The organism is Novosphingobium sp. THN1 (genome assembly GCF_003454795.1).
Lineage (GTDB): Bacteria > Pseudomonadota > Alphaproteobacteria > Sphingomonadales > Sphingomonadaceae > Novosphingobium.
Map to the genome: position 1 here is coordinate 2,931,185 of NZ_CP028347.1, position 14,639 is coordinate 2,945,823.

At 64.3% G+C, this 14,639-nt stretch carries 10 protein-coding genes and 1 pseudogene; 7 read left to right on the top strand and 4 right to left on the bottom strand.

Annotated features, from left to right (window positions below):
- Window positions 1-51: 51 nt before the first annotated feature.
- The 3 genes from C7W88_RS14565 to C7W88_RS14575 form a co-directional block, all read right to left on the bottom strand.
- A complete protein-coding gene (locus tag C7W88_RS14565) occupies window positions 52-597 on the bottom strand; it encodes a peroxiredoxin (RefSeq protein WP_118074086.1) in 546 nt (181 codons plus the stop codon).
- A 64-nt stretch (window positions 598-661) separates the two neighbouring features.
- On the bottom strand, window positions 662-3,196 hold the full coding sequence (locus C7W88_RS14570) for a penicillin-binding protein 1A (protein WP_118074087.1): 2,535 nt from the start codon (window positions 3,194-3,196) through the stop codon (window positions 662-664).
- A gap of 62 nt (window positions 3,197-3,258) precedes the next feature.
- Complete coding sequence (locus C7W88_RS14575) at window positions 3,259-4,236, bottom strand: N-acetylmuramoyl-L-alanine amidase (protein WP_118074088.1); 978 nt, start codon at window positions 4,234-4,236, stop codon at window positions 3,259-3,261.
- A gap of 543 nt (window positions 4,237-4,779) precedes the next feature.
- Between C7W88_RS14575 and C7W88_RS14580 the strand changes: the two genes are divergently transcribed.
- The 4 genes from C7W88_RS14580 to C7W88_RS14590 all read left to right on the top strand — a co-directional run bounded on the left by C7W88_RS14580 (window position 4,780) and on the right by C7W88_RS14590 (window position 9,564).
- On the top strand, window positions 4,780-7,581 hold the full coding sequence (locus C7W88_RS14580) for a ribonuclease E/G (protein WP_118074089.1): 2,802 nt from the start codon (window positions 4,780-4,782) through the stop codon (window positions 7,579-7,581).
- Window positions 7,582-7,721: 140 nt separating this feature from the next.
- Complete coding sequence (locus C7W88_RS23785) at window positions 7,722-7,997, top strand: hypothetical protein (RefSeq protein WP_240344687.1); 276 nt, start codon at window positions 7,722-7,724, stop codon at window positions 7,995-7,997.
- A gap of 2 nt (window positions 7,998-7,999) precedes the next feature.
- The gene (locus C7W88_RS14585) at window positions 8,000-8,857 is read left to right on the top strand and encodes a ThuA domain-containing protein (protein ID WP_240344690.1); all 858 of its coding nucleotides are present in this window, start codon (window positions 8,000-8,002) and stop codon (window positions 8,855-8,857) included.
- A gap of 74 nt (window positions 8,858-8,931) precedes the next feature.
- The gene (locus C7W88_RS14590) at window positions 8,932-9,564 is read left to right on the top strand and encodes a class I SAM-dependent methyltransferase (protein ID WP_118074090.1); all 633 of its coding nucleotides are present in this window, start codon (window positions 8,932-8,934) and stop codon (window positions 9,562-9,564) included.
- A 272-nt stretch (window positions 9,565-9,836) separates the two neighbouring features.
- Here the strand turns inward: C7W88_RS14590 and C7W88_RS14595 are convergent, their stop codons facing one another.
- Window positions 9,837-11,492 (bottom strand): family 43 glycosylhydrolase, encoded by a 1,656-nt coding sequence (locus C7W88_RS14595; protein ID WP_118074091.1) that lies wholly within the window; start codon window positions 11,490-11,492, stop codon window positions 9,837-9,839.
- Between the two features lie 517 nt (window positions 11,493-12,009).
- Between C7W88_RS14595 and C7W88_RS14600 the strand changes: the two genes are divergently transcribed.
- The 3 genes and pseudogenes from C7W88_RS14600 to zapE all read left to right on the top strand — a co-directional run bounded on the left by C7W88_RS14600 (window position 12,010) and on the right by zapE (window position 14,390).
- The gene (locus C7W88_RS14600) at window positions 12,010-12,792 is read left to right on the top strand and encodes a succinate dehydrogenase iron-sulfur subunit (RefSeq protein ID WP_118074092.1); all 783 of its coding nucleotides are present in this window, start codon (window positions 12,010-12,012) and stop codon (window positions 12,790-12,792) included.
- 4 nt (window positions 12,793-12,796) lie between these two features.
- Entirely contained in the window at window positions 12,797-13,261 is a 465-nt protein-coding gene (locus C7W88_RS14605; RefSeq protein ID WP_118074093.1) for a PaaI family thioesterase, read from the top strand.
- Window positions 13,258-14,390, top strand: a pseudogene (zapE, locus tag C7W88_RS14610) (cell division protein ZapE). The gene C7W88_RS14605 and the pseudogene zapE overlap by 4 nt, the downstream one beginning before the upstream one ends.
- The last annotated feature ends 249 nt before the right edge of the window (window positions 14,391-14,639 follow it).

Below are 14,639 nucleotides of genomic sequence, written 5' to 3' on the forward strand. Positions count from 1 at the left end.
GGCATGTAAAGCCCAAGCGTGAAAAGCCGAGTGGTTAAGCAGGGTGCGCGTTCAGCCCTTGAGCTTGCGCACCGCGGCCAGCGTCATCTTCACGTGGTCGCGATAGTCCATGTCGGAATGAACCATCACGATCTTGCCGTTGCGGGCAATGACATAGCTGGTGCGCTTGGTCAGCCCGGTCGACGAGCCATCGGGCTTGCGCAGGTCCACATCGTAAGCCTTGATCACGGCGGGACTGGCGCTGGCCACCGCGAACTTGTCGCGGCAAGCCTCGGTCGAGAACTTCTGCAGCGTCGCCACGTCGTCGTTCGACATGCCGATGACCGTGGCGCCTGCCGCCTTGAACTGCGCCGTCGCTTCGGCAAAGGCGTGGGCCTCCAGCGTGCAACCTTGCGTGAAGGCCTTGGGGTAGAAGTACAGCACAACCGGCCCCTTCTTCAGCGCCTGCTGCAGCTTGAACGAGAACGGCTTGCCCGCCAGCGCTCCTGACGCTGCGAAATCCGGCGCGCGCGCACCGGTCGGCAATTCGGCAAAGGCCGGGGCGGAAACGGAAAGGGCGATGGCTGCGGCGGCAGCGGCAAGGGTGCGGATCGTCATGGCAGGGAGGCTAACAGAGCTTCTCCGAACTAGCCAATGCCTTTGAGGACAGGCCGCACAACGATCAGTAGATCCCGCCCTGTTCCTCCAGGAAGTCCTGCTCGACCGGCGCTTCCTCGGCGCCACCTTCGGGGATGCCGCGTGCGGCACGCGCCTTGCGCAAGGCGTCGATCACCGCCTGCTTGGCACTGACTTCGCCTTCGCGCGCCGTGCGCCGCGGTTCGGTGTCGGGTTTGAACGCTTCCCAGATCACCGAAGCCTTGGCCACGTCATTCTCGGGCGTTCCACCGAACACGCGCTTGCCTGAAACGCGATCGATCTTGACCATGCGCACGCCCTCGGGAACCGCGAAGGGCACGTCCTTCCAGCGCGTGCGCGTCTCCTGTACCAGTTGCTTGAACACCGGCGCGGCAATGCGCCCGCCCTGCGCATAGCCACCCAGGCTGCGCGGCTGGTCGTAACCGATATAGACGCCCGCGATGATGTCCGGCGATCCGCCAACGAACCACACGTTGGTCGGGCCCGATGTCGTCCCCGTCTTGCCGAACAGCGGCAGGTTCAGGTCGCGCAGAGTCACGGCCGTGCCCCGCACCACCACGCCTTCGAGCATGTGCACCACCTGATAGGCCGTGCGTGCATCCATCACCTGCTTGCCGGTCGGCTTGAAGCGCGGCATCGGCTTGCCGTCCCACTGCGGCATCGCGCAGTTGTCGCAGCGGCGGTTGTCGGCGCGCCAGATCACCTTGCCGTTGCGGTCCTGAACGTAGTCGATCAGGCTCGGATTGTGCTGGCGTCCCTGGTTGGCCAGCGCCGCATAGGCGTTGACCATCTTGATCACCGTCGTGTCACCCGCACCCAGCGCCATCGACAGATAGGGCTCGTACTCGCCGATCCCGACATTCCGGATCGTGCGCACGACCTTGTCCATGCCCACGTCGTTGGCCACGCGCACCGTCATCAGGTTGCGCGATTGTTCAAGCCCCCAGCGCATGGTGTGGCTGCCCGATCCGCCCTCGTTGCCGAAGTTGCGGAAGCACTTCTCGCCCAGTGCCGCGCCCTGATAGACGCAGAACGTGCCATCGACGACCATCGAGGCCGGCGTCATCCCGTTGTCCAGCGCAGTGGCATAGACGAACGGCTTGATTGTCGAGCCCGGCTGGCGGTTGGCCTGCGTCGCGCGGTTGAACGAGCCGAGCCGCGCGTCGAACCCGCCCTGCATCGCCAGAACGCGCCCGTTCTGCGGGTCCTCCACCACCATCCCGCCCGAAACCTCGGGCACGGTACGCACCGCGTAAGTCGAGCCGTTGACGGGTGCCACCGCCGTCACGTCACCCGGCTTGATGCTGTCCGGCAGCCCGATCAGGCTCGCAGTCTTGCCATCGGAGAAACCGACCTTGCCCGAAGAACCACTGCGCGACAGCAGCACGCCGATCCGCCAGTTCTGATAGTTGATCGCAATATTGCTGGTGATCAGCTCGGTCTGCCAGCGATCGCCGTCGACATCGATCCGCGCAATCGGCCCATGCCACGCCCGCCCGCCCGAATAGCGCAGAAGCGCCGAGCGCAGCGCATTCTGCGAAGCTGTCTGCAATTGCGTATCGAGCGACGTGCGCACCCACAAGCCACCGGCATAGACGCTGTGCGGACCATCCTCGGCCTTCTCGCCGAACTTCTCGATCAGCTGGCGGCGCACTTCTTCAAGGAAATAGCCCGCATCGGCTGTGTAATTCTCGGCGCGACGCGGCTTGAGCCCCAGCGGCATGGCTTGCGCGGCGGCAGCCTGCTGCGGCGTCGCCCAACCGTTCTTGACCATCTGGTCGAGCACCCAGTTGCGCCGTTCGATTGCCTTGTCCTCGAACTTGGCCCGGCCATAGCGCTCCGGTGCCTTGGGCAGGATCGCGAGGAACGCCGCCTCATGCAGCTGCAGGTCGCCCACATCCTTGTCGAAATAGGCCCGCGCCGCCGCCTGGACGCCAAAGCTCTGCCGCCCCAGCGGAATTTCGTTGAGATAGAGTTCGAGGATCTGCTGCTTGGTCAGCACGCCCTCGATCCGCCGCGCCAGCACCATTTCCTTGAGCTTGCGGGTGATCGAGTATTCGTCGCCCAGCAGGATGTTCTTCGCCACCTGCTGCGTGATGGTCGAACCACCCTTGGCCCGCTCGTCCGAGCCAGCCTTCCTCGCATAATCGACCACCGCCCCGGCAAAGCCGAGGTAGTCGATGCCGCCATGGGTCCAGAACGTCTTGTCCTCGGCGGAAAGGAACGCATTGATCAGCGGCTCGGGAAAATCGACGAAGCGCAGCTGCACGCGGCGCTCGCGCGCATAGCTCGATACGATCTCGCCATCGTTGCCGCGCACCATCGTCGGCAGCGGCGGCTGATAGGTCAGGAGCATGTCGGCCGAAGGCATCGTGCGGATCACCGCCGCCCACAGCACGAACCAGCCAACCAGAATCGCGCCAATGGCGTAGTTGAGGAAGCGGAAGCGGCGGCTGTCGCCCCACTTTGCGCGATACCACCTGGAAAGGTTGCCCCACCGTGCACGACCTTCGTCGCGGATGAGCTTGAACCGGGATTGCTGGGACGTCTCTTCGGCCATGTTGCAGGGCCTCTAGCACGCTCGCGCCCTGCCAAGCCAGAGCCAACCTGCCGCCAATCCGCTCAGCGCGTCGCAGGACCCTCAGATGTGCCCGCCTGAGGCACGTTAGCCTGAGAAGTACCGGCCTGGCCCTCGGCAAGGAAAATCGCGATCGCGCGCGCTACCGAACCGGCAAAGACCCGCCGCCACGCCGGATCGAGCATTTTCTGGGCATCGTCCACGTTGCTGATATAGCCTGCTTCGATCAGGGCTGATGGCAGGTCCAACGACTTCAGGACAACAAACGCCGCCTCGCGTTGCGGCGTCTGGTGAAAGCGCACCGTGTCCTGTCCTTCCCTGACGACCAGTTGCCCGAACCGCAACGACCGTCCCCGCATTTCCCGCCGCGCCAGATCGACAAGGATCGAGGATACTTGCGCCCCCTGCCCGTCGAGGTTCACGCCGTTGACGGTATCAGCCTTGTTCTCCCGCGCCGCCAGCGCCTCGGCAACGCCGTCCGATGCCTTGTCCGAAAGCGTGTAGACCGTCGCCCCTTGCGCCGAGTCATTCTGCGCAGCGTCGGCATGGACCGATATGAACAGGTCTGCGGCAAGGCGGTGCGCGATGTCGGCGCGCTCTTCCAGCACCAGAAACCGGTCCGAGTTCCGCGTCATCGCCACCCGCACCTTGCCCTCGGCCAGCAGGGCATCGCGCAGGGATTGCGCCAGCAACAGCGTCAGGTCCTTTTCACGCTCTCCCGCCAAACCGCTCGCGCCGGGATCATGGCCGCCATGCCCGGCGTCGATCACCACCAGAGGCCGGCTGACATCGGCCGGCCCTTCAACCGGCGGAAGCCCGACGCGCCCTCCGCTCGGCGGCATGTCCAGCCGCAGCACCGAACGAGGTTCGATCACGGCAAGACCCGATGAAAACGCCGCCCACATCAGCGCCGCCGCCGCAACCGGCGCGGCAAAGACCGCGATCAGGACCCCCTTGTTCTCCATCTTCTCCGGTCTATGCCCCGCCCCACCCCCGCCGGTCCAGACCGAAATGGCGCGCATGGTTAACGGGTCGTTCCCGGCATTGTTTTAATTGCCGGTTTGCAATTGGGGTGCTAGCACCCATCTACCGGGGCAAGCCAGCACCGGCGCATCCACGCCGAAACCGCCGGAAAGCGCACATTTGCGCCGCGGTGGGCGAGGGAAAGCCCGCTGGTGAAGATCCCGCCAACGTGGAGAGAAAGAAGCGCAAGCGCCCTCCTCCACGCGACAAGGTTGATGCCGTGATGATGAGCCGCGTTTCGTTCCTGCCTAGCTGCCCCACCGGGGCGGTCGCGGCTTGGACGCTTGCCGGCACGCGCACTTCGCCGCGAGTTGTCTTCACAGCAGACACAAACCAACCGCCGCCGGGCGGCGAGCGACAGGGCAAGGCAGTCGATACGCTGCGCGCCGCAACGCTCCGATCCGGCAAACCCGCATTCGCGAATGGCATTGGCAACGGAGCGATCCGTGCAACTGCCATTCGTGCATCCCAAACGAACCGCGCCAGAAACGCATTGGTAGCCCCAGAGGCAATCCAGCGGCGGCGCGGCTGGAGTATTTGTAATGACCACGCGCATGCTGATCGATGCGCGCCACCAGGAAGAAACCCGGGTGGCGGTGCTGAAGGGCAATCGGATTGAAGAATTCGACTTTGAATCTGCTGATCACAAGCAGATCAAGGGCAATATCTACCTCGCCAAGGTAACCCGCGTAGAACCTTCGCTTCAGGCGGCGTTCGTCGATTTCGGCGGCAATCGCCACGGGTTCCTCGCGTTCAGCGAAATCCACCCTGACTACTACCAGATCCCCAAGGAGGACCGCGAGGCCCTCCTGGCCGAAGAGGCCGCCCACGCCGAGGAAGAGGCCGCCCTGCGCGCCGCCGAGGACGCCGAGGACGAAGACTACGCCGATGGCGAAGGCTATGACTCCGATGAGGGCGTGACCGAAGTCGACACGTCGGAGAAGGATCAGGTCGCCACCATCGAAGGCGGCGTCGTCGAAAACGGCTTCGACCACGAAGGCGAAGAGGGCGACGAAGGCGAGGAAACCTCGGAAGCTTCGGACGAAGGCGAAGAGGCCGACAGCAACCGCCGTCGCGGCCGTCAGGGCCGGCGCCGTCAGGGCGGTCGCTCGCAGGGCAAGGAAGCCGACGAGCTGCGCGCCAAGCGCATGGCACTGCGCCGTCGCTACAAGATCCAGGACGTGATCCAGCGCCGCCAGGTGCTGCTCGTCCAGGTCGTCAAGGAAGAGCGTGGCAACAAGGGCGCCGCCCTCACCACCTACCTCAGCCTTGCCGGCCGCTACTGCGTGCTCATGCCGAACTCGAGCCACGGCGGCGGCATCAGCCGCAAGATCAGCTCCTCGGCCGATCGCAAGCGGTTGAAGACGATCATTTCCGAACTGGAACTGCCGCGCTCGATGTCCTGCATCGTCCGCACCGCCGGTCTCCAGCGCACCAAGCCCGAAATCAAGCGTGACTTCGACTATCTGGCCCGCCTGTGGGACGAGATTCGCGAACGCACGATGCGCTCGGTCGCGCCCGCACTGATCCATTCGGACTCCGACCTGATCAAGCGCGCCATCCGCGACATCTACAATCGCGAGATCGAGGAAGTCGTGGTCGAGGGCGAGCATGGGTATCGCGCCGCCAAGGACTTCATGAAGCTTCTTATGCCAAGCCACGCGAAGCGGGTGAAGGCATATGCCGATCCGGTGCCGCTGTTCCAGCGTTACGGCGCAGAAGACCAGCTCACCGCGATGTACGATCCGGTCGTCCAGCTGAAGAGCGGCGGCTATCTCGTCATCAACCCGACCGAGGCGCTCGTTTCGATCGACATCAACTCGGGCCGTTCCACCAAGGAGCACGGCATCGAGCAGACGGCGGTTGCCACCAACCTCGAAGCCGCGCGCGAGATCGCCCGCCAGCTCCGCCTGCGTGACATGGCCGGCCTCGTCGTGATCGACTTCATCGACATGGAATACGGATCGAACATCCGTAAGGTTGAAAAGGCGATGAAGGACGCGCTCAAGAACGATCGCGCCCGCATCCAGGTCGGCCGCATTTCCGGCTTCGGCCTCATGGAAATGAGCCGTCAGCGCCTGCGCACCGGCGTGCTCGAAGCGACCACACGCGCCTGCCCGCACTGCGATGGCTCGGGCCTCGTCCGCACCGCATCGTCTGCCGGTCTTTCCGCGCTGCGCATGATCGAGGACGAAGCCGCCAAGGGCAAGGGCAACGTCGTCACGCTCTATGCGTCACAGGAAGCCGCGATCTACGTCCTCAATGCCAAGCGCACCGATCTTGCCGAGATCGAGGAACGCTATGGCGTCGCTGTCGAGGTGATCCCCGAGGGCGAGAACGAGGGCGCCAAGATGCGCGTCGCCTCGCGCGGGCCCAAGCCGGAATTCGTCCCCCGCTTCGAACCGATCATCGAGCCTGAAGAGGACGATCTGGTCGAAGAGGATTTCGACGACGAGGAAGAAGCCGAAGAGCAGCCCCGCCAGCGCTCGCGCGATGGTGAGGAAGGTGACCGCGAAGGCCGCCGCAAGCGCCGCAAGCGCCGCCGGGGTCGCAACCGCGATCGCCGCGACGAGAACGGCGAGAGCGAAGGCTCGGCCGAAGAAGCTGACGATGCCGAAGGCGAAGAGGCTGAAGGCGGCGAAGCCGAAGGCACCGAAGGCGCTCGTACCGAGGAAGGCGATGATGGCAACGAGCGTGGTCCACGCAAGCGCCGCCGTCGCGGTCGTCGTCGGCGCGGTGGCCGTGAGAACGGCGAAGGCGCTGGCGAACACGCTGAAGGCGATCAGGCCGAAGATGGTGCCGAGCAGGCCGAGCCTGCCGAAATCTCGGCAGACCCCGCCCCTACCGAGCCGGTCGTTGCCGAGCCGGTCGTCGCCGAACCGGTCGCAGCGCCAGTCGAGGCCGAAGCCGCTCCTGCCGCAGAAGCAGCACCGGCCAAGCCCAAGCGCACCCGCAAGAAAAAGGCTGACGTCGCGGTAGAAGCTGAAGCTGCCCCGGCAGCCGAAGAAGCTCCCGTCGCTGCACCAGCAGTCGAGGAAGCCGCCGCACCTGCGCCGGAAAAGCCCAAGCGGACCCGCAAGAAGAAGGTTGAAGCCGCTCCCGAAGCGCCTGCACCTGAAGCTGAAGCTGCTCCCGCCGAAGCCCCTGCAGCCGAAGCTGAAGTCCCGGCAGAAAAGCCCAAGCGCACCCGCCGCAAGAAGGCCGACGCTGTCGCCTCCGAAGCTGCTCCGGCCGAAACGGTCAGCGCCGAAGCTCCGGTTGCCGAAGACGCCGCATCCGAAGCGGAGGCAGGCGAACAGTCCGCACCGCGTCGCGGCTGGTGGCAGCGCACCTTCGGCGCCTGACAACAAGCCAAGGCCCCAAACCGAAAGGCCCCGCCAGTCTTGGCGGGGCCTTTTGCTATCGGGTAAGCGCACCACCTCACGCTGTTGACCGGCGCTGTCGGCCCCGTCATGGTAACGCAAACAGCATTCGGGAGACGGACATGCGCAAAGGATTCCTGCACACGGCGGCAGCTGTCGGATTGGCCCTTGGACTGGGCTTGAGCGCGACGGCCCATGCCGCGCCGGTGCTGGATTGCCCGCTGGGGCGGCAGCCATTGTCGACGCAGTCCCCTTTGGGTGACGTCCTGGTCGTCCCGGCAGCGAAGGCCGTCGTCGAGGCGGCTTCCCCCGGCCTGTCCGACGCCATGATGCACCCCTTCAACGGCAACGCCCTGCCCCCGGCTTCGAACGTATCGTCACGCCGCGATCGGTCCTGAGCATGATCGGCAAAGGCGATACCGCGCTTGCCGCCCGCCTCGACAAGGACCTTGCCAAAGTGCGGCTGACCACGGCCGACGTCGCCGCCCGCTGCCGTACCTACGATCATGACCGTCCCGCCATCCCCGCAGACCTGCCTCGCCCGGCCATCCTCGTCTTCGGCAAGATCACCGGTTTTCGCGATTCTCCCTCGGTCAACGCTGCCGAGGCCGCGCTCAAGGGCATTGCCGCACGCCATGGCTGGGGCATCGTCTTCACCGACCGCGGCGGCGTGTTCAACGCAGGCGACCTTGCCCGCTTCGATGCCGTGGTGTGGAACAACGTCAGCGGCGATGCCTTGACCTTGCCTCAGCGCGCTGCCTTCCGCCGCTATATCGAAAACGGCGGCGGCTACGCCGGCATCCACGGTTCGGGCGGCGATCCCCAGTTCTTCTGGGACTGGTATGCCGATACCCTGATCGGCGCGCGCTTCATCGGCCATCCCATGGCCCCGCAGTTCCAGCAGGCCCGCGTCGTCATGGAAGACCGTGCCCACCCGGCAGCCCATGCCCTGCCCGCCGAATGGCGCATGACCGAGGAATGGTATTCCTTCGATCGCAGCGTGCGTGCCCTGCCACGCACCCGCGTCCTCGCCTCGCTCGACGAAAGCACCTACAACCCGGGCGAAGGCTTCGGTCGCAAGATGGCCATGGGTGACCATCCCATCGCGTGGACCCGCTGCCTGGGCCGTGGCCGCAGTTTCTACACCGCCATCGGCCACCGGCCCGAAAACTACAGCCAGCCCGAAAGCCTGCAACTGCTCGATCAGGGTATCCTCTGGGCCATGGGACTCAGCACGGAAGGCTGCACCACAAAGTGAAACCCCCGGGCGCGGCCAATTGCGCCGCGCCGCTCTCTTTGCCAGTCTGCTCGGATAACAGACGGGGAAACGGGATGGGACTGAAAGCCGTTTGGGACGCGCACGTCGTTCCGCGCATGATCAAGTGTGCCTGTGCTTCGCCGAACATCATGGAGCTTCGCGCCGGCGTCGTGCCCCGCGCGCAGGGCCGGGTGTTCGAGATCGGCTGCGGTGGCGGACTCAACCAGCAGTTCTATGATCCCGCCCGCGTCACCGGATTTGCCGGAATCGACCCGTCAGGCAAACTGCTCGACTATGCGCGCGAAGCCGCCGCCCGCAAGGGCTGGCAGGCCGACATCCGCGAAGGCGTGGGCGAGGACATTCCCTTCGGTGACGAGACCTTCGACACCGCCGTCTGCACTTACACGCTCTGTTCGGTCGATGATCCGGCCAAGGTCCTGTCCGAACTGCGCCGCATCCTTAAGCCCGGCGGCACCCTGCTGTTCCTCGAACACGGCCTCAGCCCCGATGCCGACGTGGCGAAATGGCAGCGCCGGGTCGAGCCTGTCTGGAAACCCCTGATGGGCGGCTGCCACCTCGCCCGCGCCGTCACCGCCCCGGTCCTCGGCGCTGGCTTCCAGCTCGAACACCCTGGCCACCAGTACATGCCCGGCATGCCCAGATGGGCGGCGTGGATGGAATGGGGCGCCGCCACCAAACTGCGCTGACCCAATTCCTCCCGGTGCGCCTGTCCCCGCGGAGGCCGGGAGGAAGAGGGACCATCGAAGATGGTAGAGGGGCAACCCCGCTTCAATTCCTCCACGCCCCGGGGAGGGGACCACCGCAGGTGTTGGAGGGGCACCCGCAAGACCACACACCCGCACGTCGCGTCCCGCTAATCCTGCGCCTATCGCAGGATCATGCGACGTCTGTTAGACGGAAGATTTCCTGCACAGCTAGGGCGCGCCAGCCCGTAACTCGCAACAGGCTGGCACGTCCGTCACTCCAACGCGCGGTATTGGAAATTGCGGAACAGGACTCGGCCATCGCCCGAACCGAAAAGCGCAGGCCGCAGGCTCAGCAGGTTGTCGACAGTGTTGGCGTTATAACCGGTAACTTCCGAGCGTACCCCGTGGCGGGTCCAGTTCTTGCCATCGAGGCTATAGTAGAAAGTCACCACCTGATCGCGGTTGGTGATGCGCATGAACATGCGGCGGGCCGGTGGTGCAGGCTCCGGCCAATAGGACGCCTTGCCACCGCGATAGCTGGTCATCCGCGTGCCATCGATGCCCATGCCGAGGTAAAGCCGGTCGTCAAAGAACAGCAGAAGGCCGCCGGTGACCTGGCCTTGAAGTTCGACATCCACGGTCACCTCGTAGGCGCGGTCACCGACCTGCTGGGTGACGACCACGCCGTTCGACGGACCGGTGCCCTTGGCCTTCAGCGAAAGTGTGCGATCGGCAACGGCGATGCGGGCTTTCTCGGCAGGCGTGCTACCGTAAAGGCTCCACAGCGTGCCGAAACGGTCGTTCTCGAAGGCGTCGGAATGCGGCATCCCATGCACTTCTGCCGCAGCCGCAGGCTTGGGCAGCGGCTTCGAAAGGTCCCCGCCCGTCGCGCGGAACCATCCGTCGGCAGTCCATTCGATCGGTTCGAGCAGGGTCTGGCGGCCGAGCGTGTGATAGCCGTTCTCATAGCCGTGGTAGATCATGTACCACTTGCCGCTCGGCCCTTCGACGCACGTGGCGTGCCCGCGTGACCACCACATTTCATCCTTCGAAAGCGTGCGCTGGATCGGATTGTGCGGGCAATTCTCCCACGGTCCGTTGATCGAACGCGACCGCGCCGCGACGATCATGTGACCGGTGGCCGGGCCGCTGGTGCCGCCGACCGCGTTGACCAGATAGAAATAGCCGCCCTTGCGGAACAGCTTCGGGCCTTCAGGAGACCACGCCTCGGTGATCCAGTCATCGGGATATCGCCAGGCCTCGTAGACGGTCTCGACCGGGCCGGCCGTGGCAAGGCCATCGGCGGTGAGGCGAACGCGCTTGCCATCGTTGAAGAATAGGTAGCGGTGGCCGTCCTCGCCGACGACGTGGCCCGGGTCGATCAGTCCGCCAACCTTGAGGTCGATCGGATCGCTCCAAGGGCCGGCCATCGAAGGCGCATGAATCACGTAAGTGTTTGCGAAACTTGGGAGATCGGGCGACCATGGCGCTTTCATGAAAGGGATGTAGATGAAATAGCGCCCGTCATGCTTCGCGATGTCGACCGCGAATACCGTCCCCAGTGGCTTGGCCAGAGCCGGGCCGACCGGACGCCAGTTCACCAGATCGCGCGAATGCCAGATCAGCAGCCCGGGCGCAGAATCGAACGAGGAGTGCGTCATGTAATAGTCGTCGCCGTCCTTGAGCACGGACGGATCGGCATAGTCACCTGAAAGGATCGGGTTCAGATAGCGCCCGTCACCAAGGTCCGCGATGCGCTGGCCTTCGATACCAGTTCGCCACACGGGTGGGGCTGCAGGCTTGGATTTGCCAGCGGAACATGCCCCCGCGGACTTGGCGGAAGCGCTGGCGCGAGACCCGGGCAAGCCTGCAATTGATCCCAAGACACCTGCTGCGGCAAGCTTTATCAACGTTCTGCGCGATTCCACGACCCACTCCCAGAAATTAGGATGCACATTCTATTTCATAGTGGAGAGCCTTGCAATCCGACAAGGACATTCCTCGAACAACTGGTCGGCGTCTTTGCAAATGGAGACAGCCGACCCTCTTTGCTGTCCTACACGACGGCGAAATGGCATGGTGGCGAAATGAGCGCCCAACCCTCTTCGCCTGCCTTCCGGCCCGAAACCTCTCGCAAGGATCCCCCCATTTTTCCGAAGGACAAATGGGGGGGGCAGTCGCCCCAGCGACTGACGGGGGGGACCACCCCAAACTCCACTTCACATATGCGAACAAAACCTGAACGCCGCGTCAGGAATCCCCCGAAACCGCCCGGGACCGGCCCACACCGAATTTCCCTGAACAGTGTAAACCCCGTAAACCCCTCATCACATCCATGAAGCGCCGCACCTCTACCAACGGGCAGTTCAGAGCCTCTTGCCCCCCGCGCTGCAATCGCTAAGGACGACTCAGCAAGCCGCAAAGCACGCAACACAGGACAGAACGATGGCGACCTTCTCGCTCCCGAAGAACTCCACGATCACCGGCAAGGCCCGCCACCATGCGTCGGCCACCAACGGCAAGATCCGCAAGTTCAAGGTCTATCGTTACGATCCCGACAGCGGCGAAAACCCGCGTTACGACACGTTCGACATCGATCTCGACCAGTGCGGTCCGATGGTGCTCGATGCGCTGATCAAGATGAAGGGTGAACAGGACCCCACCCTCACCTTCCGCCGTTCCTGCCGCGAAGGCATCTGCGGTTCTTGCGCGATGAACATGAACGGTCGCAACGGCCTTGCCTGCACCACCGCGATCGAGGACCTCTCGGGCGAAATCCGCATCACCCCGCTGCCGCACATGGAAGTGATCAAGGACCTCGTCCCCGATTTCACCCACTTCTATGCGCAGTACGCTTCGATCCGTCCGTGGCTGCAGACTGTGTCGCCCACGCCTTCGGGCAAGGAGCGCCTGCAGTCGCCGGAACAGCGTGAAAAGCTCGACGGTCTTTACGAGTGCATCCTCTGCGCCTGCTGCAGCACCTCGTGCCCGAGCTACTGGTGGAACTCCGACAAGTTCCTCGGCCCCGCCATCCTGCTTCAGGCTTATCGCTGGCTGGCCGACAGCCGCGACGAGATGACGGGTGAGCGTCTGGATGAGCTGGAAGATCCCTTCCGTCTCTATCGCTGCCACACCATCATGAACTGCGCGAACGTCTGCCCGAAGGGTCTCTCGCCCGCGCGCGCGATCGCCGAAATCAAGAAGATGCAGGCCGAGCGTCTCGTCTGATCCGGTGAGTGCGCAAGCTTTCCGTTACGAACCGGCCGAGGATCACCCCGGCTGGTTCACCTGGAACCTGACCGACGAGACCCGCTTCAACGCCCAGACGATGGGCCGGATGCTGACGCGGATCGAGGAAGGCGCCGACGGCATCCGCCGCGCCCGTCTGCGCATGTTCCCGGAGCGCCGGCACTCCAACCTGCTCGATGCCGTCCACGGCGGCGTCACGCTCGCTCTCATGGACATCGCACTCTTCGCCGCCATGCGCACGCTCCTGTCTGGCGACGCTGCAGGCTCTGTCACTCTCGACCTGTCCAGCCAATTCATTGGCGCAGGCCGAATCGGCGAGCCTCTCGATGCGGTAACGGAAGTGCTGCGCGAAACCGGGCGCCTGGTGTTCTTGCGCGGTCTCGTCGTCCAGGGCCAGGACACCATCGCCGCCTACAACGGCACGATCCGCAAGCCGACCAAGCGATGACCTCCGTTCTCCAGCGCTACCGCGAGCTGGTTGCCGCGGGTGAACTGCGGCCCGACCCTGAGCAGGCCGCCGCTGCGGCTCGGCTAGACGCGCTGCAGCAGGAATTGGAAACGCCGCCGCCCGCGCCCAGCCTGTTCGGCAAGCTCTTCGGTGCAAAGCCCGCTCCGCCGCCGCGCGGGTATACATGTGGGGCGGCGTCGGCCGTGGCAAGTCCATGCTAATGGATCTGTTTCACGACAACCTGAACCTGCCTGCCAAGCGCCGTGCGCACTTTCACGAGTTCATGCTCGACGTCCACGCCCGCCTGCGCGAGGAGCGCAAGAAGGAAGGCGGCGATCCGATCCTGCCCGTGGCCGCGGCAATCGCCGCGGAAACGCGCGTGCTGTGCTTCGACGAGATGGTCGTCAACAACAGCGCCGACGCCATGATCATGAGCCGCCTGTTTACCGCGCTGATGGTCGAGGGCGGTGTAACAGTTGTCACCACCTCCAACCGCGCGCCGCAGGATCTCTACAAGAACGGTCTCAACCGCGAACACTTCCTGCCGTTCATTGCACTGATCGGGAGCAAGCTCGACGTGCTGACCCTGAACGGGCCTACGGACTACCGGCTCGAACGCATGAAGGGCGTCGGCACCTGGCACGTGCCGGTGGGTCCGGAATCGACAGCAAAGGTCCGCGAAGCATTCTTCCGGCTGACGGACTATCCGCCCGAGGACAGCGAGCATGTCCCGTCTTGCGACCTCGACGTCGGCGGCGGCCGCAAACTGCACGTACCGAAGAGCCTGAAGGGCGTCGGTGTGTTCAGTTTCAAGAAATTGTGCAGCGAAGCGCGTGGAGCGGCGGATTATCTGACAATCGCCCGCAACTTCCACACCGTGATCGTTGTTGCGATACCGCGTCTCGGCCCGGAACTGCGCAACGAGACAGCGCGCTTCATCACGTTCATCGACGCGCTTTACGAGCATAAGGTAAAGCTGATCGCCACGGCCGACGCCGAACCGGCGGAGCTTTACGACTGGGGCGGAAAGGGCGACGACGAAGGCCGGTTCATGTTCGATCGCACGGTCAGCCGCCTGATCGAAATGCAGAGCCAGGACTATCTGGCGCTAGGCCACGGCGAAGACTGACGGGTCGGCAGCGTCAACCATTGACGCGCAGGCTGTTAACCACGAATCGGTTCAGACTTCGCGGTCGCTAAAATGAAACAGGCGCTGCCGCTTAGAAAGCGGGCAGCGCCTTTTCGTTTAACCCCTTGTTTTCAAAAAAACCAGGGCCGAAATTACATTACTGGAACAGCCAGCGCAGGATTTCGATAACGGCGTTTACAGCGGACATTCGTGCCTCCATCCACGATTGGAGACACATGGTTAACACCG